We start from the raw sequence: 23,701 nt of genomic DNA on the forward strand, positions 1-23,701 counted from the left end.
CGGACAAGGCATAGTTGCCGACGGCGTATTCGTACCGTGAGTGATCACCCGGCCGGACCGGCCGGCGGGAGATCAGACCCGGAAGGCGGTGGACGTGTCAACACACCGACGTGCCTGGAAGCAGCGGGCCGGTGTGGTCGTAGCGCTGGTCTTCGGCGCGCTGCTCGCCGTCCCCGCCACACCCGCCCTCGCGGCCCCCAACATCGGCAACGTGTCCGCCTCGCCGAACTCGGTCGAGGCCGGCGGTTCCGTCAAGGTGACCTACAGCCTCAACTTCACCGACCCGCTGTCCAGCGCCGACGTCTCGGTTACGTCCAGTAACCCGAAGCTCACCTGCGTCGACGGCTGCTCCCGGGGCCGCGTGAACCAGAACGGCACCTTCGACGCCACGTTCCGCGCCGCCGCCGACGCGCCGAACGGCTCCGCCACGATCACGATCAAGGCGACGGACTCCAACGGGCCGAACAAGCAGGAGGAGACGGCCACGGTCACGGTGACCCTGGTCGCCAAGGCGCCGCCCCCCGAGTCGCAGACGGTCAAGTCCATCTCCGGCAAGGTTGTCATCTCCGCCAACGGCGACCCGATCGCGGGCGCCCTCGTCATGCTGCGGGACAGTCGGAACAACCAGCGCCAGACCAACACGGACAGCAGCGGCAACTTCAAGTTCACCGGCTCCGCCTCGGACCCCATCGCGCCGGGCCGGATCGACCTGGGCGCCTCCAAGGACGGCAGCACCCCCGGCACCAAGTCGATCAACGCCAACGGCGGCCAGGCCGTGACCGGCCTGCGGATCAGCGTGCCGCTCAAGGTCGAGGCCTCGCCGAGCCCCACCCCGTCGGCCAGTGAGGAGCCGCTGCCGACCGAGGAGACGACCGACGAGGCCACCGAAGAACCGGCCAGCGAGGCGCCCGCCGCCCAGCAGCCGGCCGCCAACGAGGACTCCGGCGGCTTCAGCTCGTGGCTGCTCATCCTGCTCGGTGGCCTCTTCGTCGCCGTCGGCGTGGGCACCATTGTCCTGCTCTACATGCGGCGCAAGAACGAGGACGGCGACGGCGACGGTGACGGCCCGAACGGGCCGACCGGTCCCGGTGGCCCCATGGGGGCGGCCGGCGCGGTGCCGGGTGCCCGGGGTGCCTACCGGGGCGCGGACGACCAGACCCGCGTGGTGAACGGCATGGGCGCTGGAGCGGCACCGACCATGGTCGGCGGCGCCTCGCTCAGCGACGCGCCGACCATGATGCACCGCCCGGTCGTGGACGACGTCCCGCCGGACCCGTACGGCGCGCCCCCCGGGCCCGCGTACGGGGCCGGGGCCGGACAGGGTGGCTGGGCCGGCAACGGCTACGGCGACGAGGCCCCCGGTCAGGGCGGCTACGGTGCCGGCAACAACGGCTACGGCAACGCACCGTCCTCCGGCGGCGGCTACGGCAACGCCCCCTCGTCGGGCGGCGGCTACGGCGGCCCGGACTACGGCGCCGGTGCTGCCGGCTACCCGCCCGCCCAGGGCAGCGGCTACGGCAACGAGCGCTACGACGAGCCCACCGGCCGCTACACCGGTGACAGCACCCAGTACGCCCCGCCGGCCGACCCCTACCCGACCAGCACCTACCAGCCGGACCAGGGCCGGGGCTACGACCAGCCCGGCCAGGCCCCGTACGGCCGTGGCCCGGAGCAGGGCGGCAACGGCTACGGCACGGGTGGCGGCTACGGCGCCCCGGCGGGCGGCTACGACAACGGACCCGCCGGTGGCTATGACAACGGCCAGACCGGCGACTACGACAACGGCCGGGGTGGCTACGACAACGGCCCGGGCGGCGGCTACGACCGCGGTCCGAGCGGTGGCTACGACAGCGGCCCGGCCGGCGGCTACGACAACCGCCAGGGCGGTTACGACGGTCGCCAGCAGGGCGGCGGGTACGACGGCGGCCAGCCGGGCGGCTACGACCAGCGCGGCGGCTACGGCGGCGGCGACGGCTACGGCCAGCCCCCGCAGCAGGGTGGCTACGGCCAGCCGGGCGGCTACGGTCAGGAGCAGCCGCCGCAGCAGCGCGGCGGTGGCTACGACAACCCGGGCTACGACCAGGGCGGCTACTACGCCGACCCGGCGGAGGCCGGCCGGGGCCGGCCGGACGCCCCGCAGGACCGTGGCGGTCGCCGCCTGGACTGGCTGGACGACTGACGGCCGGGGCGCGAGCGCCCCACCGAGCACGACGAGAGTGGCCGCCCGGCTGGAGCCGGGCGGCCACCTCGCTTCGGTGCCGCCACCTCGGCGGGCAAAGGTCTGCCGGCCTGGGCGGCGGGCAAGGGGTCGCCGGCTCAGGCGGCGGTCACGTGGTCCTGGCGCCGGTCTCAGGCGGCGGCGAAGTAGCCCTGGCGCAGCACCGGCACCACGTCGGAGACGCCGAGTTCGACGGCGACGGCCACGTCCTCGGCGAAGCCGCCCTCGACGAGTTCACGGCCGGAGACGCAGCCCCGCACCGCCGCCGGCACGTCCGGCGTGCTGGCGAGCGCGGCCAGGGCAACGGCGGCCTCCACGGACAGCCCGCCGGGGACCCCGGAGAGGGCGTCCAGCACGCTGGCGGCGCCGAGCAGGTCCTCCACGCCGGGGCGCACTGATCCGTCCGGCCAGCGTTCACCGGCGGCCACGACACCCACCGGGGCGTCGGCCGAGCCGTACCCCTGGGCCCGGAGCCAGCGCCCGACGGCGGGCGCGTTACGCAGGCACGCCGCCACCACCGGCAGGCCCGTGGCGCTCGCGGCGGCGCTGATGGCCGAGCCGTTCGGCGACGGCAGCACCAGGTCGGCGACGACCGGCGCGGCCCGCAGCGCCGCCGGGGAGAGCGACCACGGATGTTCCGGGGTCGTCCTGCGACGGCCGACCGCCGCGACGGCCCCGACGCGGCGGGCGTAGTCGGCGGCCTGCTCGCCCCAGGGGAACGGGTGCACCCGCATGCCGCGGCTGACCGCCACCTCCACGGCGGTGGTGAACGAGAGCACGTCCACCACCACCAGGGCGGCACAGACCCGGCCCAGTTCCGCGGCCCCGCTCAACCCCCAGTCGAACCGGGCACCGGAGCCGGGTTGGGCGAAGACGGCCAAGGCCAGGGCCTCAGCGCTGGTCCGGGGCGGAGGGCTGGTCCGGGTCACCGGTGGCCGTCGCGGAGTCGTCCGGGTCGGCGGCCGCGGGAGCGTCGGCCGCGGCGCCGGCGGCGTCCGTCGGAGCCTCGTCCGCCACGACCTCGTCCGCCGGGGCGTCGTCGGCCGCCGGAGCGTCCGCGACGTCCGCGGACGTTGCGGACGTCGCCTCGACCTCGGTCTCCGCCGGAGCGGCACCGGCCTGCGCGATCGGCTCGGCGGCCACCTCGGCCGGGTCGACGTCGACCGGCTGCTCGGCGGTGGCCGGCAGGACGGTGGTGGTCCCGGTGCGGGTGGCCTCCACCTCGACCCGGGCCGCCTCCGCGCCGCCGAAGAGACGCGGCAGGGTGCCGGTGTGCGCCTCGCGCAGCTCGTCCAGGCCGATCCGGAACTGGCCGTGCACCTCCAGGGCGCCGCTGGCCGGGTCCGTCACCCCGATGAACTCCCACGGCACCCCGCGCTCGGCGCAGAGGGCGGTGAACGCCTTCTCGTGCCCGCGCGGCACCGACACCAGCACGCGGCCGGCGGACTCGCTGAACAGGAAGACGAACGGCATCGACCCGCCGGCGAAGCGCTCCGGCAGCACGACCCGGGCACCGACCCCGCGGCGCAGGCTGGACTCGACCAGGCTCTGGGCCAGACCACCGTCGGAGAGGTCGTGCGCGGAGCTGAGGTGCCCGACCCGGGCCGCTTCGGCGAGCAGCTCGGCGAGCTGCCGCTCGCGGGCCAGGTCGACCTGCGGCGGGATGCCGCCCAGGTGCTCGTGGGTCACCCAGGCCCACTCCGAGCCGGAGAGCTCGACGTGCGTCTCGCCCAGCAGGAAGAGCTGGTCGTGGTCGCCGGCCGGCCGCGGCACGAAGCCCATGGGCACCTGGTCCGCGACGTTGTCCAGCACGCCCAGCACGCCGACCACGGGGGTCGGGTGGATCGCGGCCGCGCCGGTCTGGTTGTAGAAGCTGACGTTGCCGCCGGTCACCGGGATGCCCAGCTCCAGGCAGCCGTCCGCCAGGCCGCGCACGGCCTCGGCGAACTGCCACATGACGCCCGGGTCCTCGGGGGAGCCGAAGTTGAGGCAGTTGGTCACGGCGATCGGCTTCGCGCCGGTCACCGCCACGTTCCGGTACGCCTCGGCCAGCGCGAGCTTCGTCCCGTGGTACGGGTCGAGGCGCGCGTACCGGCCGTTGCCGTCGACCGAGAGGGCAACCCCCAGGCCGGTCCGCTCGTCGATCCGGATCACGCCGGAGTCCTCCGGCTGGGCGAGCACCGTGTTGCCCAGCACGTAACGGTCGTACTGCTCGGTTACCCAGGTCTTGTCGGCCAGGTTCGGCGACGCGATCATGCGGAGCAGGGTCTCCCGCAGCGCCTCCGGGTCGCTCGGCCGGGGCAGCGTCTCGGCCCGGTCGGCCTGGAGCAGGATGAGGTCGGCCGGCTCGCGCATGGGGCGGGCGTAGACCGGCCCGTCATCCACCAGCGAGCCCGGCGGCACGTCCACGACCTCCTGGTCGCGCCAGGTGATCAGCAGGCGGCCCGGCTGGCCGTCCGGGGACGGCGCGGTGACCTCGCCGATGGCGGTGGCGAGCACGCCCCACTTCTCGGCGGTCTTGAGCACCGCCTCCAGCTTGTCGGGCGCGACCACCAGCAGCATGCGCTCCTGGGACTCGCTGGCCAGGATCTCGTGCGGCTCCATCGACGGCTCGCGCAGCGGCACCCGCTCCAGCCAGACCCGCATGCCGGTACCGGCCGCGGCGGCCGTCTCGGTGAGCGCACAGGTCAGGCCGGCACCGCCGAGGTCCTGGATGCCGACGACCAGCTCGGCGTCGTACAGCTCGAGGCAGGCCTCGATGAGCAGCTTCTCGGTGAACGGGTCACCGACCTGCACCGAGGGGCGACGCTGCTCGCTGCCCTCGTCGAAGGTGGCGCTGGCCAGCACCGACACGCCGCCGATGCCGTCCCGGCCGGTCTTGGCGCCCATCAGCACCACGACGTTGCCGGGGCCGGCCGCCTCCTTCTTCTGCAGCCGGTCGACCGGCAGCACGCCGAGGCAGAGCGCGTTGACCAGCGGGTTGCCCTGGTAGCAGGGGTCGAAGACCACCTCGCCGCCGATGTTGGGCAGGCCGAGGCAGTTGCCGTACCCGCCGACGCCGGCCACCACGCCGGGCAGCACCCGGGCGGTGTCCGGGTGGTCGGCCGCGCCGAAGCGCAGCGGGTCCATCACGGCGACCGGGCGGGCGCCCATGGCGAGGATGTCGCGCACGATGCCGCCGACGCCGGTCGCGGCGCCCTGGTACGGCTCGACGAAGCTCGGGTGGTTGTGCGACTCGACCTTGAAGGTCACCGCCAGCTCGTCGGAGACCTGGACCACACCGGCGTTCTCGCCGATGCCGGCCAGCAGCCGGTCGCTGGGCGGGGCCTTCTCGCCGAACTGGCGCAGGTGCACCTTGCTCGACTTGTAGGAGCAGTGCTCGCTCCACATGATCGAGTACATGGCCAGCTCGGCCTGGGTGGGCCGGCGACCCAGGATGTGCCGGATCCGGTCGTACTCGTCGTCACGGAGGCCCAGCTCGGCGTAGGGCTGGAGCTCTTCGGGGGTGCCGGCGGCGCGGGGCACGGTGTCCACGCCGCGGGCCCAGTCGTCGGCCGGGCCGGCCTGCGGCACCACGCCCGGCGTCTCCCGCAGGGCCGGGTCCGGATGGGTGGTCATGACCTCTCCTCGCTGCGCTCGCCGCCGTGGCGGCGGGTGAGCCGACCGATGATCCCGCCGCGTACGGTCACGCCGGGGCTCCCACCAGGTGCTTCAGCACCGAGGTGAAGAAGCCGAGACCGTCCAGGGAGGGGCCGGTGAGCGCCTCCACCGCGTGCTCGGGGTGCGGCATGATGCCGACCACGTTGCCGGCCTCGTTGGTGATCGCGGCGATGTCGCGCTGCGATCCGTTGGGGTTGCCGCCGACGTAGCGGGCGACCACCCGCCCCTCGGCCTCCAACCGGTCCAGCGTCGCCGGGTCCGCCACGTAGCAGCCCTCGCCGTTCTTGACCGGGATGAGTACCTCCTGGCCGGGCTGGAACGCGTTGGTCCAGGCGGTGCCGACGGCCTCGATCCGCAGCACCTGGTCCCGGTTGCGGAAGTGCAGGTGCTGGTTGCGGGTGAGCGCGCCGGGCAGCAGGTGGGCCTCGCACAGGATCTGGAAGCCGTTGCAGATGCCGAGCACCGGCAGGCCGCCGCGGGCGGCGTCGACGATCGACCCCATCACCGGGGCGAACCGGGCGATCGCTCCGCAGCGCAGGTAGTCACCGTAGGAGAAGCCGCCGGGCAGGACCACCGCGTCCACGCCGTGCAGGTCCGGGTCGCCGTGCCAGAGCCGGACCGGTTCGGCGCCGGCGATCCGGACGGCCCGGGCCGCGTCCCCGTCGTCGAGCGAGCCGGGGAACGTCACCACACCGACCCGCGCGGTCACGAGCGTGCGTCCGCGGTCTCGTCGGCCTCGACCAGGCGGACCGTGAAGTCCTCGATGACCGGGTTCGCGAGCAGCTTGTCGGCGATCTCCCGGGCCCGGTCCAGGTCCGGTTCACCGGTGAACTCGATCTCGATCCGCCTGCCGATCCGGACCGAGGCGACGTCGCTGACGCCGAGCCGGGGCAGCGCGTTTGCGACGGCCTGGCCCTGAGGATCGAGGATCTCGGGCTTGAGCATGACGTCGACGACGACGCGAGGCACGGGGCACTCCTGACTGTGTACGCAGTTGGGTGCCGGCCCACTACGGGCGAGCGCAGCCAGCCTACCTGGCAGATACCGCTCCGCCCGCACCGGCCGGTGCCCGCCCGGGGAGTGATCGGCGTAACCGGCCGCCCGGACCGGCGGCCGATACGCGTTCGTTGCGGCGTCGATACGGATTCGTTGCCCAGCGCGGGAGCCAGACCCCGACGACAGGGCCCTCACCAGGCATTTCGCACCGCGGATCGCGCGACGGGACCGGTTTCCGACAGGCGGCCGACACCCCCGTCCCGACCGGCCACGCCGATCGGCGGATTTCGATCGAGGGTCTTGTGACGGACACCAACCGACCCTTAGCATTCATCGCCAGGTGTCGATGCCTTCTCCGACCGGCCCGCCGGGTCCACCCGCCCCGGCCGGGTCACGCCCTGCCCGGCGATCCCGGGCACCCCACCGCCGAAGGAGTACCCCGCATGCGCCTCCGTCCCCTGCTCGCCGTGCTGACCACCACCCTCGCCGGCGTGCTCGCCACCGCCTCCGGCGCCGCCGCCGCACCCGCCGGCCCGCAGCCGATCATCGGCGGCAGCACCGTCTCGTCCGCTCCGTGGGCCGCCGCCGTGTTCAGCAACGGCTCGTTCACCTGTTCCGGCAGCGTGATCGCGTCCCAGTGGGTGCTCACCGCCCGGCACTGCGTCAGCGGCTCGATGTCGGTCCGGGTCGGCAGCGTCTACTACGCCTCGGGCGGGGTCACCCGCACGGTGAGCGCCTCCTACACCCGCTACGACCTGGCCCTGCTCCGCCTCTCCAGCGCGGTCAGCACCTCCACCGTGACGCTGGCCAGCAGCAACCCGCCGGTCGGCTCCACCAACTCGATCTACGGCTGGGGCATGACCTGCTACAGCGGCTGCGGCGCGTCGCCCCAGCTCAAGACCGCCAGCGTGCAGGTGACCAGCACCAACGCGACCGACGCCTACGGCGGCCAGGCGATCCGGAGCACCCGGATCAACGGCAACGCCTGGCGCGGCGACTCGGGCGGCCCGGAGTTCTACAACGGCCGGCAGGTCGGCGTCGCCTCCACGGCCGACGGCTCCAGCATCCAGAACTACGGCAGTGTCGCGTACAACCGGTCCTGGATCACCTCGGTGGCCGGTGTCTGACGGTTAGCGACCGGCGCGGCGCGGATGGGTCGGTGGCACCCCGACCGTCCGCGCCGCGCCGTTTTGCAGCATCCGATCAGGTGAACACGGCTCACGAACCGGCCGCCCGCAGGCTGACAGCATCGGAACCGTGCTGGTCGTGACGACGGATCAACTGCCTGGCTACGAGATCCGCCAGATCCTCGGCGAAGTGGTCTCCTCGATGGCGCGGACCCGCAACCCCTACCGCGAGGGGGTCAAGAACCTGCGCGGTGGCGCCTACGACCCGATGGCGCCGGACAACCTCACCCGCTGGCGTACCGACTCGGTGGCCCGGCTCGGCGAGGAGGCCATGCGGCTGGGCGCGAACGCCGTGATCGGCATGCGATTCGACAGCCGGGACTGCGGCGAGATGTGGATGGAGATCTGCGCGTACGGCACGGCGGTGATCGTCGTACCCAAGACGCCCGACGTCATGCCGCCCGACCAGCCGATGATCGCGGCCGAGACCGCCCACGAGCCGGAGATCACCGCCTCGCCCGGCGGCATCGCCGAACCGGCCAGCGCCCCGAACCTCCAGTCCGCCGCCGAGACCCCCACCCCGGGCTCCTGACCGGGGTCAGAGGATGGGCGGCGGGGAGTAGGCGGCGGCCTCGGGGTGGGCTTCGACGATCTTGGCGATGCGGGCGGTCACCTGGTCGACCTGCGCGCCGGCGGCGCCCACGAAGGCATTGCGGTCGGCGACCAGAGCGTCGATCTCGGCCCGGGTCAGGCCGAGCCGGCCGTCCGCGGCGAGACGGTCGAACAGGTCGTTCTCGGCGGCGCCCTTCTCCCGCATGCCGAGCGCCACGGCGACCGCGTGCTCCTTGATCACCTCGTGCGCGACCTCCCGGCCGACGCCCCGGCGCACCGCCGCGACCAGGATCTTCGTGGTGGCCAGGAAGGGCAGGAAGCGCTCCAGCTCGCGGTTGATCACCGCCGGGTACGGCCCGAACTCGTCCAGCACGGTGAGGAACGTCTGGAACAGCCCGTCGGCGGCGAAGAAGGCGTCCGGCAGGGCCACCCGGCGGACCACCGAGCAGGAGACGTCCCCCTCGTTCCACTGGTCGCCGGCCAGCTCGCCGACCATCGACAGGTAGCCCCGAATGATCACGGCGAAGCCGTTCACCCGCTCCGACGAGCGGGTGTTCATCTTGTGCGGCATCGCGCTGGAACCCACCTGGCCCGGCTTGAAGCCCTCGGTGACCAGCTCCTGGCCGACCATGAGCCGGATCGTGGTGGCCAGCGACGACGGCGCGGCGGCCACCTGGGCCAGCGCGGAGAGCACGTCGAAGTCCAGCGAGCGCGGGTAGACCTGGCCGACGCTGTCCAGCACCCGGCGGAACCCGAGGTGCTCGGCGACCCGGCGCTCCAGCTCGGCCACCTTGCCGGCGTCGCCGTCGAAGAGGTCGAGCTGATCGGCCGCGGTGCCCACCGGCCCCTTGATGCCCCGCAGCGGGTAGCGGTCGATCAGGTCGGTCAGCCGCTCGTACGCGATGAGCAGCTCCTCCGCCGCCGACGCGAAGCGCTTGCCCAGCGTGGTGGCCTGCGCGGCGACGTTGTGCGACCGGCCGGTCATGACCAGGCCGGAGTACTCGTGGGCGTGCCAGGCGAGCCGGACGAGCGTGGCCACCACCCGGTCCCGGACCAGCTCCAGCGAGGCCCGGACCTGGAGTTGCTCGACGTTCTCCGTGAGGTCCCGCGAGGTCATCCCCTTGTGCACGTGCTCGTGGCCGGCGAGGGCACTGAACTCCTCGATCCGGGCCTTCACGTCGTGCCGCGTGACCCGCTCGCGCTCGGCGATCGAGGCCAGGTCCACGTCGTCGACCACCCGCTCGTACGCCTCGACCACCCCGTCCGGCACCGGCACGCCGAGGTCCCGCTGGGCCCGGAGCACGGCGAGCCAGAGCCGCCGCTCCATGCGTACCTTCTCCTCGGGCGACCAGAGCGCGACCAGCTCGGGCGAGGCGTAGCGGTTGGCGAGCACGTTCGGGATCGTCACGACCCCATTCTCCCGTACGCGCCGACCAGCGCTCCGGTCGCCCCGAGCCGGTCGACCGGTCAGGGCAGCGTGAGGGCCGGGTCCAGCGCGACGGCGGTCATCTCCGCCGCCGTGAGCAGGAACTGCTCCGTACGGCTCATGGTGTCCACGTGTACCTGCGTGCCGTCCGGCCGGAGGACATCAACCCTCCGGTGGCCGGCGCGGATGGTCGGCTGGCCGGGAGGGCGGTAACGGGCCTCCCACTCCACGACCCTGACCCGCTCACCGTTCGGACCCGGCGACGTCTCGCAGGCCCGCGCATACTCCGGGCAGTCGGAGGGCTCCGGCGACTGCCCCGCCTTCGACCTGCTGACCTCCATGGACAGGCGGGCCCGCACATCGCCCCGGACCGCCACCCCGTTGCCGATCCATCCGGACGCCGACTCGTGGGAGAAGGGGCTGACCGGCCAGCTCGGCTCGGCGACGGCCGGCCCCGACCATCTGGCCATGTCGTTCTCCTGCTCGGCGCCGGGCAGCCAGCGCAGGTCCGGCGCGGCCCGCTCGATCGCCGCCAGCATCGCGTTCCGAATCTCGGCCGGCTGGGCGGCGCTCGCCCCGCTGGACGCGATCACCGGTCCGGTGTCCGGCACACCCGGGGTGACCAGCACCGACGCACCGGTGGCGACCGTGAGCACGGCCACGGCGGACAGCCCGTACGCGCCCGCGCGGCGGCGCCGCGCCCGTCGCGTCTCCTGCCCGATGATCCGGTCGAGGTCGACCGACGGGGGCGGTGGCGTGCCGACCGCTTCGTCGAGGATCTCCCGGTATGTCATGTCCGCCTCCCGTATTCCGTGGCCAATTCGTTCCCGGCGAGCAGGCGCAGTTGTTCCAGCGCCCGGGCGGCCTGGCTCTTCACCGTGCCGGTGTTGACGCCGAGGATCTCCGCGGTCTGCTCGACGGACAGATCGCAGTAGAACCGCAGCACCACCACCGCCCGGCGCCGTGGCGCGAGCCGGCCGAGCAGCTCCCACAGCAGCTCCCGGTCGGCCACCGGGGACTCCGCAGCGCGTACGTCCGGCCGGTCGGGCAACTCGTCGCTGCTCCGTTCCCGCCGCCACGGCCGCCGCCGCTCGTCCAGCCAGGCATGGGTCAGCACCCCGCGGACGTACGCGTCGACGTTGTCCGCCGCCCGGACCCGCCGCCAGTGCCGGTAGAGCCGGCCGACGGTGATCGACACCAGGTCGTCGGCCAGGTGCCAGTCCCGGCAGAGCAGGTAGGCCGTCCGGCGCAGCGGATCCAGCCGGGCCGACACGAACTCCCGGAACTCGTCCTCGTCGCGCCGGTTCACGCCGCGGGACCCGTTGCTCGCCTCATGACCAGGGGACGGAAGGCGGCCCCCCTCGGGTTGCTCAGGGCGCGGGGCGGCCGGTGAGGCGCGGTACAGCCCGGCGCAGGCGTCCTCCTCGGTGTCGATGACGGCAGAAATCCTCGCCGACAGGGCAGCGAGACGCGCCCCGATGAGCGAAGATCAGCTTCCCGGCCCGTCCGGGTTCCCTTTCTCCTCGACCGAGGACGCACATGCGCAATTCCTCCCTCGCCGGGCTCACCGCACTCGCGCTGACCGGCGGTTCCCTGCTGTCCCTCGCGACCCCCGCCCAGGCTGCCGACACGACGGTCCGCTACGTCCGCCAGACGTCGACCGCGTGCTCCGACACCGGCGCCGGCACCCTCGCCGAGCCCTTCTGCTCCATCGCCCCGGCCGTCGCCCACGTCAGCGCCGGCCAGACAGTGGACATCGGTGCCGGCACCTACGCGGAGCGCGTCACCATCGCCGAGTCCGGAACCGCGGACCAGCCGATCACCATCGTCATGAGCGGCGCCGCCACGCTCAGCGGGCCGACGGCTGGCGTCGTCGTCGACGGCCAGCACGACATCGCGCTCCAGAACCTCCGGGTGGCCAAGACCGTCGAGGTGCCCGCCCTCGACCTACGGAACGCCTCGGGAATGACGGTCAATGCTGGCAGCCTCTTGATGGGCGACGCCGCCGCCGTCCCCGTCGTCCGGCTCACCGGGGTGACCCGATCGACCCTGACGAAGATCGTGGCGAAAGGTACGGGGCTGAGCAGCGCGGTAAGCATGGACGCGGACACCACCGGTGTCGTCGTCCGCTCCGGCGTCCTGATCAGTCCGACGGATGCCGGCCTCGCCGACCAGAGCGTCGGCATCCGGATCGAAGGGCCGGACAACACCGTCCTGAACAGCACTGTCTCCGGATTCACCGGCGCCGCCATCGCGGTCGGTCCAGGAGCGGCGGACACCGTGGTGGCGAACAACCAGGTCCAGGGCGGAGCGGGAGTGGGCATCCACAACCGCGGCGCCGCCCGGACGGCGATCACCAACAACAACGTACGCGGCCGCTGCCTCGACGGCATCCGGGTGGACGGTGCCTCCAGCGGCGTGTCGGTGCAGAACAACGTGCTGACCTCGAACGGCCTCTTCGGCCAGTCCTACTGCGACCGCTCCGCCGAGCCGGGCGCCGAGATCGGCCTCTACGGCGCCGCCGCTGGCAGCACCGTGGTGGACTACAACAACACCTACCACTTCGCGTCGCCGTCGGAATCGGCCTACTCCTGGAACGGCACCCACCTGGGGCTCGCCGCTTTCCGAACCGCCTCCGGGCAGGCCGCGCACGACCGGGACACGCCGTACAGCACGGAGGCGGAGGACTCGGCCAACTCCGCGGCACCCGGCTTCCAGGCCACCGACGGCGCCGGCAACGCCCGCGCCGACAACCCGAGGCGGCCCGACACCGGCGCCGGCCCCATCCCCTGGGCCGATCGTGGAGCGACCGAGTTCCTCGGCAGTCCGCTCGCGTGGCTTCAGACGAAGCTGGACCTCGGTACCCGTACCGTGACGGCCGACGCCTCGGGCTCGACCGCTGGATACGTCCCGATCACCTCGTACGTCTTCGACTTCGGCGACGGCACCGTGGTCACCCAGGACAAGCCGGTGGCCTCGCACGTCTACCAGACCACCGGCAGCTACACGGTGTCGGTCACGGTGTCCGGTTCGGACAACCGCGGAAACACCACCTCGCAGAGGGTCAGCATGCTGCGGCGTACCGGCACGATCGGGCTGCTCTCGCTCGTCAACCTGCGCTACGCGGCCACCTCGTCGGTGGGACAGGTCGTGGCGGCCGACAAGACCATCCCGGGCGCCGACGCCCAGTTCGACCTGGCGGACGCAGGGAACGGAAAGGTCGCCGTGCTCTCCCGGGCCGCCGGCCGCTACCTGGTCAACAGCGGCGCGATCCTGCCGAACAGCCAGGCGGTCACCGACGAGGAGACGTTCGACCTGATCCGCAACGCGGACGGCACGGTCAGCCTCCGCTGGAGCGGCCGGGGCTACGTGGGCGTCAACGCGAGCGCCCAACTGGTCGCGACCGCCACGGCGATCGGTACCCGGGAGAAGTTCTACCGGGTCAACGTGGCCGACGCCGACCGCTCCTTCAAAGCCGGCGCCAACGGCCGGTACGTCACCGCCGAGAGCGGGGGCACCAAGCCGCTGATCGCCAACCGGACCAGCGTGGGTCCGTGGGAGCGGTTCGACCTGGTCGACCTCGGCAACGGCCAGTTCGGCCTCTTCGCCCGGGCGAACAACCGGTTCGTGTGCGCTGACGGCACCGGCACCAAGCCGCTGATCGCCAACCGGACCAGCGTGGGCGCCTGGGAGAAGTTCGCCCTCCTGCCCAACGCCGACGGCACGGTCAGTTTCAAGGCGACGGTCAACAGCCGCTACGTCACCGCCGACAGCGGCGGCGCCAAGCCGCTGATCGCCAACCGCACCGCGATCGGCCCGTGGGAGAGGTTCACCCTCGGCAGCTGACCCGTACGCCGGACGCCCGCCCGGATGCAGCCATCCGGGCGGGCGTCGGCGTCAGCGCTCCAGGATCGCGGTCACGCCCTGCCCACCGGCCGCACAGATGGAGATCAGGCCCCGCCCGCTCCCCTTCTGATCGAGGAGCTTGGCCAGGGTCGCCACGATCCGGCCGCCGGTGGCCGCGAACGGGTGCCCGGCGGCCAGCGAGGAGCCGTTGACGTTGAGCTTGTCCCGGTCGATCGACCCGAGCGGCGCGTCCAGGCCGAGCCGTTCCTTGCAGAACTCCGGCGACTCCCAGGCGGCCAGGGTGGCCAGCACCTGCGAGGCGAACGCCTCGTGGATCTCGTAGTAGTCGAAGTCCTGGAGGGCCAGCCCGGCCCGGGCCAGCATCCGGGGGACGGCGTAGGCGGGGGCCATGAGCAGGCCCTCGTCGCCGTGCACGAAGTCGACCGCCGCCGTCTCGGACCAGGAGAACCAGGCCAGCACCGGCAGGTGGTGCTCGCGCGCCCACTCCTCCGACGCCAGCAGCACCGTCGACGCGCCGTCGGTGAGCGGTGACGAGTTGCCCGCCGTCATGGTGGCCCGCTCGGCGTCCGGGCCCTTGGCCCCGAAGACCGGCTTCAGCGAGCCGAGCTTCTCCAGGCTGGTGTCCGCGCGCAGGTTCTGGTCGCGGGTGAGCCCCAGGTAGGGGGTCATGAGGTCGTCGAAGAACCCCTTCTCGTACGCGGCGGCGAGCCGCTGGTGCGAGCGGAGCGCCAGCTCGTCCTGGGCCTGCCGGTCGACGTTCCACCGCAGCGCGGTCTTCGCGGCGTGCTCGCCCATCGACAGCCCGGTCCGCGGTTCGGCGTTGCGCGGGATCTCCGGCTTGAACGGCTGGAGCGGCCGGAGCTTGGCGGCGAGCTTCAGCCGCTCGCCGAGGGTGCGGGCCGAGTTGAGCTGGATGAGGGTCCGGCGCAGGTCCTCGTTGACGGCGAGCGGCGCGTCGGAGGTGGTGTCGACGCCGCCGGCGATGCCGACCTCGATCTGCCCGAGGGCGATCTTGTTGGCGACCAGGATGGCGGCCTCCAGCCCGGTGCCGCAGGCCTGCTGGATGTCGTACGCCGGGGTGTGCGGGTCGAGCCGGGAACCGAGCACCACCTCGCGGGTGAGGTTGAAGTCCCGGGAGTGCTTGAGCACGGCACCCGCCACCACCTCGCCGACCCGCTGCCCGGCCAGCCCGAACCGGGCGACCAGCCCGTCCAGCGCCGCACCGAGCATGTCCGCGTTGGACGCGTGCGCGTAGCGCGAGTTGGAGCGGGCGAAGGGGATGCGGTTGCCGCCGATCACCGCGACCCGCCGGACACTCTGCACGATCGGCCTCCTCGAAGCTGTTGCCCGAACCCTACTCGCCAGTAGGCTACGCCTATGACCGACAGGTACGCGAGCTTCGTCCAAACGGGGGCCGGCCGCGCGCTGGTCAAGCGCCTCGGGCTGCCCGACCCGCCCCGCCTGCGCCGGCACACGCCGGGCGACCCGCTCGTTCCCGGGCCGGTCCTGCTCGGCTCGTCGACCGGTGGCCGGCTCGCCGAGCCGGTGGGCAAGGTCCTGACCGCCGCCGGGGTCGAGCTGGTCGACCCGGCCGCCGCCACCGACGCCACCGCCCGGTTCGGGGGCCTGGTGTACGACGCCAGCGGCATCACCGACTCCACCGGCCTGCGCCAGCTCTACGACTTCTTCCACCCGCAGGCCCGGGCGCTGCTGGCCAGCGGCCGGGTGATCGTGCTGGGCACCCCGCCGGCCGAGTGCGGCTCACCCCGGGAGGCCACCGCCCAGCGGGCACTGGAGGGGCTGACCCGCAGCATCGGCAAGGAGTTCGGCCGGGGCGTGACCGCCCAGCTCGTGTACGTCACGAGGGACGCCGACGCCGGCACCCCGGTGAGCCTGGAGTCCACCCTGCGCTTCCTGCTCAGCGGCCGTTCCGCGTACGTCTCGGGCCAGGTGATCCGGGTCGGCGCCGGGACCGCCGCCGCGCCGGCCGACTGGGACCGGCCGCTGGACGGCCAGGTCGTCCTGGTCACCGGGGCGGCGCGGGGCATCGGCGCGGCGCTGGCCCGGGTGCTCGCCCGGGACGGCGCCTCGGTCGTCGCGCTGGACATCCCGGCCGCCGGGGACGAGCTGGCCGCGGTCGCCAACGAGGTCGGCGGCAGCGCCGTGCAGCTCGACCTGACCGCGCCGGACGCACCGACCCGGCTGGCCGATCACCTGGCGAGCCGGCACGGCCGGGTCGACGTGGTGGTCCACAACGCCGGCATCACCCGGGACAAGACGCTCGGCCGGATGGACGCCGACCGCTGGGACTCGGTGATCGACGTGAACCTCTCCAGCCAGGAGCGGATCAACGACGTGCTGCTGGAGCGGAACCTCATCCCGGCCGGCGGCCGGATCGTCTCGGTCTCCTCGATCGCCGGAATCGCGGGCAACCGGGGCCAGACCAACTACGCGACCAGCAAGGCCGGCGTGATCGGCCTGGTCGACTCCCTCTCCCCGGTGCTGGGCGAGCGGGGCATCAGCCTCAACGCGGTGGCGCCCGGCTTCATCGAAACCCGGCTGACCGCCCGGATCCCGCTGATGATCCGGGAGGCGGGCAGGCGGATGAACAGCATGTCCCAGGGCGGCCTGCCGGTGGACGTGGCCGAGACGATCGGCTGGCTGTCCTGGCCGGCGAGCGGCGCGGTCAGCGGCAACGTGGTCCGGGTCTGCGGCCAGAGCCTGCTGGGGGCGTGATGGCGCGGCGGAAGCAGCGGCCGGAGGAGCCGGCCGAGGAGCTGTCGGTGCACGAGCTGATCGAGGGGCCGACGCAGGACCTGACGTCGGCCCGGGCGGCCCTCGCGGCCCGCGAGGTCGCGCAGGTGGAGGCGACCCAGGACCTGTCCGCGCTGGCCGAGGACCGGACCCAGGACCTGTCCGCGCTGGCCGACGACCGCACCCGGGACCTGTCCGCCGCGGCCGCGGCCGTCACGTCCGGCGGCGCGGCCACCCTGACCGCCCCGGAGCGCACCGGGCCGGATGGCCGCGTGCGTCTCGACCTGCCCCGGCTGCCGGCGCCGGGGGCGCTCTACCGGCGGGCCCTGCTGGGGGCGCTTCCCGGCACGGGCGGCCGGCGCCGGCCGGACGTGCCCGCCGTCGAGCTGGCCGTCTCCGGGGTGACGGTCGACCCGGCCCACCTGGCCGACTACGACCGGGTCTGCGGGTTCCGGCTGGCCGACCGGCTGCCGGCGACGTACCTGCACGTACTGGGTTTTCCGCTGTCGCTGCGGCTGATGACCGCACCGGAGTTCCCCATCCCGCTGACCGGGGTGGTGCACGTGGCGAACCGGATCACCGTGCTCCGGCCGGTCGAGGCCGGCGAGACGGTGGACTTCCGCACGTACGCCGAGAACCTGCGCCCGCACGAGCGGGGCCGGCAGCTCGACGTGGTGTTGGTCGGTTCGGTCGACGGGGAGGAGGTCTGGCGGGGCGTCTCGACGTACCTCGGGAGGGAGCGCGCGGCCGGCGGTGGCCCGCGGCGCGAACCGGGTGACCGCCCGACCCCGCCGGCCGCCTCGGCACACTGGCGGGTGACGCCGCGGGTGGGCACCGACTACGCGCGGGTCTCCGGCGACCACAACCCGATCCACACCTCGCGGCTGGGCGCGCGCCTGTTCGGCTTCCCGCGCCCGATCGCGCACGGGATGTGGAGCAAGGCGCGCTGCCTGGCCGCGCTGGAGGGCCGGCTGCCGGAGTCCTACACGGTGGAGGTGGCGTTCAAGCTGCCCGTGCCGCTGCCGTCCACGGTGGCCTTCAGCGCCACCGCCACCGGCGCGACCTGGGATTTCGCGCTGCACGACGCCCGGCAGGGCCGGCCGCACCTGGTGGGCACCGTCCGCTGAGAAAGAGGGGGCTTGAGGCCCCCTCTTTCCTACGTTCGCACAGTTCGGCGCCGGGACGTTCCGCCCCCGGCGTCCCTACGCACCTGTCGCGGCACGTGGTGGTGGACCCGCTGGCGCCGACCGCCGAGGACAAGGTCCCCGCCCTCGCCGGAGCCGTTTCCGCTCCCTGCTGACGCCCCACCACCGAGCATGGGGACATGGGGGACGTGGTCGACCTGCTGCACCAGACGGTGACCTCACCGTGGGTGTACCTGGTGATCATCACGGTCACCGCTGTCGACGCGTTCTTCCCGGCCGTGCCGGGCGAGACCGTGGCCATCACCGCCGGGGTCTTCGCGGCCGGCGGGGAGCCGAACGTGGTCGGGGTGATCGTGGCCGCCGCGTTCGGCGCGTTCGCGGGCGACCACATCTCGTACGCCATCGGGCGCGGCGGCGGCGCGCACCGGCTGGCCCGGCTGCCCGTCGACAGCCGGCGCCGGGCCGGTTCGGAGTGGGCCCGGCGGGCGGTCGACCGGCGGGGCGGGATCATCCTGACCACCTCCCGGTACGTCCCCGGTGGCCGCACCGCGGTCACCCTGACGATGGGCGCGGTCCGCTACCCGTTCCGCTCCTTCCTCATGTACGACGCACTGGCCTGCGGCACCTGGGGCAGCTACTGCGGGTTGCTCGGCTACTTCGGCGGGCTGGCCTTCGAGCACAACCCCGTCCAGGGCCTGCTCGCCGGCGTGGGCCTCTCGGTGGCGGTCACCGGCCTGTTCGAGGCGGTCCGCTGGGCCCGCCGCCGCGCCCGCGCCCGCGCCACCGCAGGCCGCTGAGCCCGGATCTCACTCCGCCAACAGGTCGGCGTCGTGGACCAGGATGGCGAGCTGGACCCGGTTGGCCACGCCGAGCTTGGCCAGCGCGCGACTGACGTGCGTCTTCACGGTCGCCTCGCTCGTGCCCAGCCGGCGGGCCACGTCGGCGTTCGCGTCGCCGCGGGCCACCTCCCGGACGATCGCCGCCTCCCGGCCGGTGAGCCGGGCCAGCCGCTGCCGCGCGGCTTCCCGCCGGGCCGGGCCGCGTTCGGCGAACGAGCTGATCAACCGCCGGGTCACCGTCGGGGCGAGCATGGCGTTGCCGGCCGCGACGGTCCGCACGGCGGCCGCGAGCTCCCGGGGCGGGGTGTCCTTGAGCAGGAAGCCGACCGCGCCGGCGCGCAGCGCGGCGTGCACGTACTCGTCCCGGTCGAAGGTGGTGAGCATGACGACCCGGGGCCCCTCGGCCACGATCCGGGGCGCGGCCGCCAGCCCGTCGGTGCCGGGCATGCGGACGTCCAGCAGCACCACGTCGGGCCGCAGCCGGACGGCGGCGGCCAGCGCCTCGTCCCCGTCGGCCGCCTCGCCGACCACCGCGATGTCCGGCGCGGCCTCCAGGATCAGCCGCAGTCCGGCGCGGACCAACTGCTCGTCGTCGGCGATCAGGGTACGGATCACGGCAGCTCCTCGACCGGCACGAGCGCCCGCAGCAGGAAACCGCCGTCGGCGGTCGCGCCGGCCGACAGCCGCCCGCCGGCCAGTTCGACCCGCTCGCGCAGCCCGACCAGACCGAGCCCCGCGCCGGGCAGGGCGGGGCCGGGCCGGGTGGCCGGGCCGTTGCGGACGGCGACCTCGATCCCGTCGGGCAGGTGCCGCAGGCGTACGGTGACCGCCGCGTCCGGGGCATGCTTGCGCACATTCGTCAGCCCCTCCTGGACCACCCGGTGCACGGTCCGGGCCACCGCACCCGGCACCGGCCCGGGCGATCCCTCGTCCCGCCGGTCCACCCGGAGGCCGGCCGCGCGGGAGTCGGTCACGAGCTCGTCGACCGCGTCCAGTCCGGCGGCCGGGAGCGGGGTGCCGCCGGTGGCCGGCTGGCGCAGTACGCCGAGCACCTCACGCAGGTCGGTCAGCGCCGCCCGGCCGGTGGAGCGGATCAGCGCGGCCGCCTCGACGGTGGCCGGATCGGCGGCGGTCACCTCCAGCGCCCCGGCGTGCACCACCATGAGCGAGACGCGGTGCGCCACCACGTCGTGCATCTCCCGGGCGATCCGGGCCCGCTCCTCGGCGCGTACCCGGTCGGCCTGCGCCTCCTGCTCGCGTTCCAGCCGCTCGGCGCGGTCCCGGAGCGCGGCCAGGGTGTCCCGCCGCGCCTGGATCCACAGGCCGGCGAGCAGCGGGAAGACCACCAGCCAGGCGAAGAGCGCCGTGGCGTTGGCGCCGGTCGCGGTGGTCAACCGGCGCTCGCCGCCGACCGCGACGCCGACCAGCACCCCGAGCAGGGCGACGAGGCCCGCTCCGAGCAGGTGACCGGCGAGCCGCCGACCGCGCAGCCCGACCCCGGCCCGCCAGGAGGCCAGGACGGCGGCCGGCCAGGCGGCCAGGACGACCCAGCCGACCGCCGCCGCGGCGACCAGCGGCCAGCGGCGGGCCGTGCCGGCGGCGGCTCCCGAGGCCAGCGCCACGACCAGCACCAGCAGCCGGGGCAGCGGCGAGCGCACGCCCAGCGCACCGGTCGCCGACGCCCAGGTGGCGGCAGCCACGAGCCCGGCGAGCATCAGCGGCGTGTGCTGCTCGGCCCGCCGGAGCAGGGTGGCGCGGGTGGTCACGCGGCGAGCCTAGGTCGGGCCGGCTCGCGATGGCGCGTACCTCCGGGTGGGTTGGGGGCCGACCCCGACGGCCCGTCGGGGTACGACGCGACGAAAGTGACCCCCGCCGGCCGACCGACGACAGATGGCGGGGACGGGCGGCGCGACAAGCATCGGGGCCATGGATTCCGTGCTCGGCCTGCTCCACCAGACCATGTCCTCGCCCTGGGTCTACCTGGCGCTGTTCACCATCGCGGTGGTCGACGGCTTCTTCCCGGTGGTGCCGAGCGAGACCGCCGTGATCACCGCCGGGGTGTTCGCCGCCACCGGCCAGCCGGACCTGCCGCTGGTGGTCGGAGTGGCCGCGCTCGGTGCGCTCGTCGGCGACCACGTCTCGTACGCGATCGGCCGGCACGGCGGCGGCCGGCTGCTGGCCCGGCTCCCGGCGGCCGGTCCGGCTGGCGACCCGGGCGAGGAGGGCCGGGCCGGTCGTGGGAGCCGGCGGAGGGCCGCGGTGGAGCGGGCCCGGCGGGGTATCGCGACGCGCGGCGGGCTGATCCTCACCGTGGCCCGCTACGTCCCGGGTGGACGGACCGCGGTCACCCTGACCATGGGGGCGACCCGGTTCCCCCGGCGGCGGTTCCTCGCCTTCGACGCGCTGGCCGCCGCCTCCTGGGGCGTCTACTCGGCGCTGGTCGGCTACCTCGGCGGGCTCGCCTTCGAGCAGGACCCGGTGCGCGGGCTGCTGCTCGGGCTGGGGCTGGCCCTGACCCTCACCGTGGTCGTGGAGGCGGTGCGGTGGGCGAGGGGCCGGCGGGCGGCGCGCGCGAGGGTCAGCCGGCCGGCGGGTGCCAGGTGACGCCGCGCAGCAGCTGGTCGGCGCCCAGCCAGGCCACGTTCATCATCCGGGTCGCGGTCTTCTCCGGGTCCGCCTCCGGGTGGTCGGCCAGCCAGTCCGCCAGCGACTCGGTGGCGCCCACCAGGGCGTACGCGACGACCTCCAGGTCGGTGACGCCGACCTCGCGGCCCTTGGCGCGCAGCGCGTGGTCCAGCATCCCGGCGACCACCTCGACGAGCCGGCCGCGCATGGTGGTCAGCTCGGCGGCGAACGGCTGCTCGCCGCGGGCCTGCCGGTAGAGGACGGCCCAGCCGTCCCGGTGCGCGCCCACGAAGCCGAAGAACGCGCGCAGCCCGCGCCAGAGCCGCTCGTCCGCGGGCAGGTCGGGCGCCGCCGCCCCGGCGATGGCCTCCATCATCCGGGTGCCCTCGCGGTGCAGGCAGGCGACGAAGAGTTCTTCCTTCGTGCCCAGATACGCGTAGACCATCGGCTTGGAGATGCCGGCGTCGTCGGCGATCTCGTCCATGCTGGCCGCGTGAAAACCCCGGCGGGAGAACACCTTGACCGCCGCGTCGAGCATCTGCTGCTCACGCACGGCGCGGGGAAGGCGCTTGAAGGTCGGTGTGCTGGACACCCTTGCGAGCATACCTACTCGTGCGTAGGGTTACGCCAGAGTAACCAAAGTCGGCTCGCCCGAGAGGTGCATCCCCCATGAGTGACTTCGACCCGGCCAACTTCGCGAACGTCGGCCCGAAGGAGTTCGCGCAGCTGGTCAAGTCCACCCCCGACGACAAGATCGCCGAGATCATGTCCGGCGACCTGCGCGGCAAGATCTTGAGCGAGGTCTTCAACCGGATGCCGACGCTGTTCCGGGCCGACCGGGCCGGCTCGACCAACGCGGTCATCCACTGGAACATCACGGGCCGCCCCGACGGTGGCACCGACACCTACGAGATCGTCATCGAGAACGGCACCTGCTCCGTCTCCGAGACCCCGAGCCGGGACCCGAAGCTCAGCCTCACCATGGGCCCGGTCGAGTTCCTGAAGATCGTCTCCGGTGGCGGCAACCCCGTCATGATGTTCATGACCGGCAAGCTGAAGGCCAAGGGCGACCTGGGCCTCGCGGCGAACATCGCCAACCTGTTCGACATCCCCAAGGCCTGAGATGGCCGAGTTCTCGCTCGACCTGAACGAGGAACAGCGGGACCTTCGCGACTGGGTGCACGGCTTCGCGGCCGAGGTCGTGCGCCCGGCCGCGGCCGAGTGGGACGCCCGGGAGGAGACTCCCTGGCCGATCATCCAGGAGGCGGCGAAGGTCGGCCTGTACGGCTTCGAGTTCCTCGCCACCTGCTGGGCCGACCCCACCGGGCTCTCCCTGCCGATCGCCAGCGAGGAGCTGTTCTGGGGTGACGCCGGCATCGGCCTGAGCATCTTCGGCACCTCGCTGGCCGTCGCCGCCATCTACGGCGCCGGCACCCCCGACCAGCTCGTCGAGTGGGTGCCGCAGTGCTTCGGCGACGTCGACCAGCCGGCCGTCGCCGCGTTCTGCACCACCGAGCCGGAGGCCGGCTCCGACGTCGGGTCGATGCGGAGCCGGGCGGTCTACGACGCGGCCACCGACGAGTGGGTGCTCAACGGGCAGAAGGCGTACGCCACCAACGGCGGCATCGCCGGCGTGCACGTGGTCACCGCCTCGGTCGAGCCCGACCTGGGCTCGCGGGGGCAGGCCGCGTTCGTCGTGCCGCCCGGCACGCCGGGGCTCACCGCCACCCGCAAGCTGCGCAAGCTCGGGCTGCGCGCCTCGCACACCGCCGACGTCTTCCTCGACGACGTACGGGTCCCGGGGCGCTGCCTGCTCGGCGGCAAGGAGGCGCTCGACGAGCGGCTGGCCCGGGCACGCACCGGCCAGCGCGCCTCCAGCCAGGCGGCCATGCGCACGTTCGAACTGTCCCGCCCGACCGTCGGCGCGCAGGCCCTCGGCGTGGCCCGCGCCGCGTACGAGTACGCCCTCGACTACGCCAAGGAGCGGGTCCAGTTCGGCCGCCCGATCATCGAGAACCAGGCGGTCGCGTTCGCGCTCGCCGACATGAAGATGGAGATCGACGCGGCCCGGCTGCTGGTCTGGCGGGCGTCCTGGATGGGCCGCAACAACCGGCCGTTCACCGCGGGCGAGGGCTCGATGTCCAAGCTCAAGGCCGGCGAGGTGGCCATCTCCGTGACCGACCGTGCCGTCCAGCTCCTCGGCGGCGCCGGCTTCCTGCGCGACCACCCGGTCGAGCGGTGGTACCGGGACGCCAAGATCTACACCATCTTCGAGGGCACTTCCGAGATCCAGCGGCTGGTCATCTCCCGGGCCATCTCCGGCATGCAGATCCGCTGATCGCCGGCGTACGCCGGCCCGACCCGCGACGGTACCGCCGCCGCGGGTCGGGCCGCCGGTCCGCGCTTCGCATTCCGCAGGCTGGGCAAGTGAT

21 protein-coding genes are annotated in these 23,701 nt (G+C 73.8%); 10 read left to right on the plus strand and 11 right to left on the minus strand.

All coding sequences use genetic code 11. From position 1 onward, the window contains the following. Positions 1–94 precede the first annotated feature (94 nt). A complete protein-coding gene (locus GA0070214_RS17420) occupies positions 95–2,179 on the plus strand; it encodes a carboxypeptidase-like regulatory domain-containing protein (RefSeq protein WP_091265485.1) in 2,085 nt (694 codons plus the stop codon). A 170-nt stretch (positions 2,180–2,349) separates the two neighbouring features. Here GA0070214_RS17420 and GA0070214_RS17425 read toward each other — a convergent pair whose 3' ends face one another. The 4 genes from GA0070214_RS17425 to purS all read right to left on the minus strand — a co-directional run bounded on the left by GA0070214_RS17425 (position 2,350) and on the right by purS (position 6,847). After that, a complete protein-coding gene (locus GA0070214_RS17425) occupies positions 2,350–3,099 on the minus strand; it encodes a 2-phosphosulfolactate phosphatase (protein ID WP_091265492.1) in 750 nt (249 codons plus the stop codon). A 10-nt stretch (positions 3,100–3,109) separates the two neighbouring features. Then, the gene (purL, locus tag GA0070214_RS17430; RefSeq protein WP_091264337.1) at positions 3,110–5,836 is read right to left on the minus strand and encodes a phosphoribosylformylglycinamidine synthase subunit PurL; all 2,727 of its coding nucleotides are present in this window, start codon (positions 5,834–5,836) and stop codon (positions 3,110–3,112) included. A 67-nt stretch (positions 5,837–5,903) separates the two neighbouring features. Continuing rightward, complete coding sequence (gene purQ, locus GA0070214_RS17435; RefSeq protein WP_091264340.1) at positions 5,904–6,587, minus strand: phosphoribosylformylglycinamidine synthase subunit PurQ; 684 nt, start codon at positions 6,585–6,587, stop codon at positions 5,904–5,906. Next, on the minus strand, positions 6,584–6,847 hold the full coding sequence (gene purS, locus GA0070214_RS17440) for a phosphoribosylformylglycinamidine synthase subunit PurS (RefSeq protein WP_030332194.1): 264 nt from the start codon (positions 6,845–6,847) through the stop codon (positions 6,584–6,586). Before purS ends, purQ begins: the two co-directional genes overlap by 4 nt. A 470-nt stretch (positions 6,848–7,317) precedes the next feature. Here purS and GA0070214_RS17445 point away from each other — a divergent pair, with 470 nt between their 5' ends. Continuing rightward, the gene (locus GA0070214_RS17445) at positions 7,318–8,001 is read left to right on the plus strand and encodes a S1 family peptidase (protein WP_091264344.1); all 684 of its coding nucleotides are present in this window, start codon (positions 7,318–7,320) and stop codon (positions 7,999–8,001) included. Between the two features lie 70 nt (positions 8,002–8,071). Continuing rightward, complete coding sequence (locus GA0070214_RS17450; RefSeq protein ID WP_244167762.1) at positions 8,072–8,593, plus strand: YbjQ family protein; 522 nt, start codon at positions 8,072–8,074, stop codon at positions 8,591–8,593. Positions 8,594–8,599: 6 nt separating this feature from the next. Here the strand turns inward: GA0070214_RS17450 and purB are convergent, their stop codons facing one another. The 3 genes from purB to GA0070214_RS17465 are packed head-to-tail and all read right to left on the minus strand — an operon-like array spanning position 8,600 to position 11,348. Continuing rightward, positions 8,600–10,021: an adenylosuccinate lyase gene (gene purB, locus GA0070214_RS17455; protein ID WP_091264347.1), complete on the minus strand. Its 1,422-nt coding sequence runs from the start codon at positions 10,019–10,021 to the stop codon at positions 8,600–8,602. Between the two features lie 59 nt (positions 10,022–10,080). Then, positions 10,081–10,833, minus strand: coding sequence for a hypothetical protein (locus GA0070214_RS17460; RefSeq protein ID WP_091264350.1), 753 nt, complete (start codon positions 10,831–10,833; stop codon positions 10,081–10,083). Then, positions 10,830–11,348, minus strand: coding sequence for a SigE family RNA polymerase sigma factor (locus GA0070214_RS17465; protein WP_091264353.1), 519 nt, complete (start codon positions 11,346–11,348; stop codon positions 10,830–10,832). Before GA0070214_RS17465 ends, GA0070214_RS17460 begins: the two co-directional genes overlap by 4 nt. A 230-nt stretch (positions 11,349–11,578) precedes the next feature. On the opposite strand from GA0070214_RS17465, the gene GA0070214_RS17470 reads away from it, so the two are divergent. Further along, positions 11,579–13,885, plus strand: coding sequence for a PKD domain-containing protein (locus GA0070214_RS17470; RefSeq protein WP_091264356.1), 2,307 nt, complete (start codon positions 11,579–11,581; stop codon positions 13,883–13,885). Between the two features lie 51 nt (positions 13,886–13,936). On the opposite strand, the gene GA0070214_RS17475 is transcribed toward GA0070214_RS17470, so the two are convergent. Next, positions 13,937–15,229 carry an acetyl-CoA C-acetyltransferase gene (locus GA0070214_RS17475; protein ID WP_091264359.1) on the minus strand — a complete coding sequence of 431 codons (1,293 nt, stop codon included), beginning with the start codon at positions 15,227–15,229 and terminating at the stop codon, positions 13,937–13,939. A gap of 54 nt (positions 15,230–15,283) precedes the next feature. Between GA0070214_RS17475 and GA0070214_RS17480 the strand changes: the two genes are divergently transcribed. The 3 genes from GA0070214_RS17480 to GA0070214_RS17490 all read left to right on the plus strand — a co-directional run bounded on the left by GA0070214_RS17480 (position 15,284) and on the right by GA0070214_RS17490 (position 18,602). Beyond that, positions 15,284–16,642, plus strand: a complete 1,359-nt coding sequence (locus tag GA0070214_RS17480) for a 3-oxoacyl-ACP reductase (protein ID WP_091264361.1) — start codon at positions 15,284–15,286, stop codon at positions 16,640–16,642. A gap of 254 nt (positions 16,643–16,896) precedes the next feature. Beyond that, positions 16,897–17,787, plus strand: a complete 891-nt coding sequence (locus GA0070214_RS17485) for a MaoC/PaaZ C-terminal domain-containing protein (protein ID WP_377462990.1) — start codon at positions 16,897–16,899, stop codon at positions 17,785–17,787. Positions 17,788–17,984: 197 nt separating this feature from the next. Further along, complete coding sequence (locus GA0070214_RS17490; RefSeq protein WP_091264366.1) at positions 17,985–18,602, plus strand: DedA family protein; 618 nt, start codon at positions 17,985–17,987, stop codon at positions 18,600–18,602. Between the two features lie 9 nt (positions 18,603–18,611). Here the strand turns inward: GA0070214_RS17490 and GA0070214_RS17495 are convergent, their stop codons facing one another. Both GA0070214_RS17495 and GA0070214_RS17500 read right to left on the minus strand, forming a co-directional pair. Continuing rightward, complete coding sequence (locus tag GA0070214_RS17495; RefSeq protein ID WP_091264370.1) at positions 18,612–19,259, minus strand: response regulator; 648 nt, start codon at positions 19,257–19,259, stop codon at positions 18,612–18,614. Continuing rightward, entirely contained in the window at positions 19,256–20,410 is a 1,155-nt protein-coding gene (locus tag GA0070214_RS17500) for a sensor histidine kinase (protein ID WP_091264374.1), read from the minus strand. The genes GA0070214_RS17495 and GA0070214_RS17500 overlap by 4 nt, the downstream gene beginning before the upstream one ends. 160 nt (positions 20,411–20,570) lie before the next feature. Between GA0070214_RS17500 and GA0070214_RS17505 the strand changes: the two genes are divergently transcribed. Beyond that, positions 20,571–21,248, plus strand: coding sequence for a DedA family protein (locus GA0070214_RS17505; RefSeq protein ID WP_091264377.1), 678 nt, complete (start codon positions 20,571–20,573; stop codon positions 21,246–21,248). Here the strand turns inward: GA0070214_RS17505 and GA0070214_RS17510 are convergent. Further along, positions 21,223–21,861 carry a TetR/AcrR family transcriptional regulator gene (locus GA0070214_RS17510; RefSeq protein ID WP_208602810.1) on the minus strand — a complete coding sequence of 213 codons (639 nt, stop codon included), beginning with the start codon at positions 21,859–21,861 and terminating at the stop codon, positions 21,223–21,225. The genes GA0070214_RS17505 and GA0070214_RS17510 overlap by 26 nt on opposite strands. A 77-nt stretch (positions 21,862–21,938) precedes the next feature. On the opposite strand from GA0070214_RS17510, the gene GA0070214_RS17515 reads away from it, so the two are divergent. Together GA0070214_RS17515 and GA0070214_RS17520 are read left to right on the plus strand one after the other, a co-directional pair. Beyond that, positions 21,939–22,391: an SCP2 sterol-binding domain-containing protein gene (locus GA0070214_RS17515; protein WP_091264384.1), complete on the plus strand. Its 453-nt coding sequence runs from the start codon at positions 21,939–21,941 to the stop codon at positions 22,389–22,391. A gap of 1 nt (position 22,392) precedes the next feature. Next, a complete protein-coding gene (locus GA0070214_RS17520) occupies positions 22,393–23,607 on the plus strand; it encodes an acyl-CoA dehydrogenase family protein (RefSeq protein WP_091264386.1) in 1,215 nt (404 codons plus the stop codon). The last annotated feature ends 94 nt before the right edge of the window (positions 23,608–23,701 follow it).

Source organism: Micromonospora chaiyaphumensis (assembly GCF_900091435.1).
In the GTDB taxonomy this organism is placed as follows: Bacteria; Actinomycetota; Actinomycetes; order Mycobacteriales; family Micromonosporaceae; genus Micromonospora; species Micromonospora chaiyaphumensis.

Bases quoted from the DNA above. Each gene is read 5' to 3' on its own strand.
- purL (WP_091264337.1), bottom strand. From the start codon at position 5,836: ATGACCACCCATCCGGACCCGGCCCTGCGGGAGACGCCGGGCGTGGTG.
- GA0070214_RS17505 (WP_091264377.1), top strand. From the start codon at position 20,571: ATGGATTCCGTGCTCGGCCTGCTCCACCAGACCATGTCCTCGCCCTGG.
- GA0070214_RS17515 (WP_091264384.1), top strand. From the start codon at position 21,939: ATGAGTGACTTCGACCCGGCCAACTTCGCGAACGTCGGCCCGAAGGAG.
- GA0070214_RS17480 (WP_091264361.1), top strand. From the start codon at position 15,284: ATGACCGACAGGTACGCGAGCTTCGTCCAAACGGGGGCCGGCCGCGCG.
- GA0070214_RS17460 (WP_091264350.1), bottom strand. From the start codon at position 10,833: ATGACATACCGGGAGATCCTCGACGAAGCGGTCGGCACGCCACCGCCC.
- GA0070214_RS17470 (WP_091264356.1), top strand. From the start codon at position 11,579: ATGCGCAATTCCTCCCTCGCCGGGCTCACCGCACTCGCGCTGACCGGC.
- GA0070214_RS17445 (WP_091264344.1), top strand. From the start codon at position 7,318: ATGCGCCTCCGTCCCCTGCTCGCCGTGCTGACCACCACCCTCGCCGGC.
- GA0070214_RS17520 (WP_091264386.1), top strand. From the start codon at position 22,393: ATGGCCGAGTTCTCGCTCGACCTGAACGAGGAACAGCGGGACCTTCGC.
- GA0070214_RS17490 (WP_091264366.1), top strand. From the start codon at position 17,985: ATGGGGGACGTGGTCGACCTGCTGCACCAGACGGTGACCTCACCGTGG.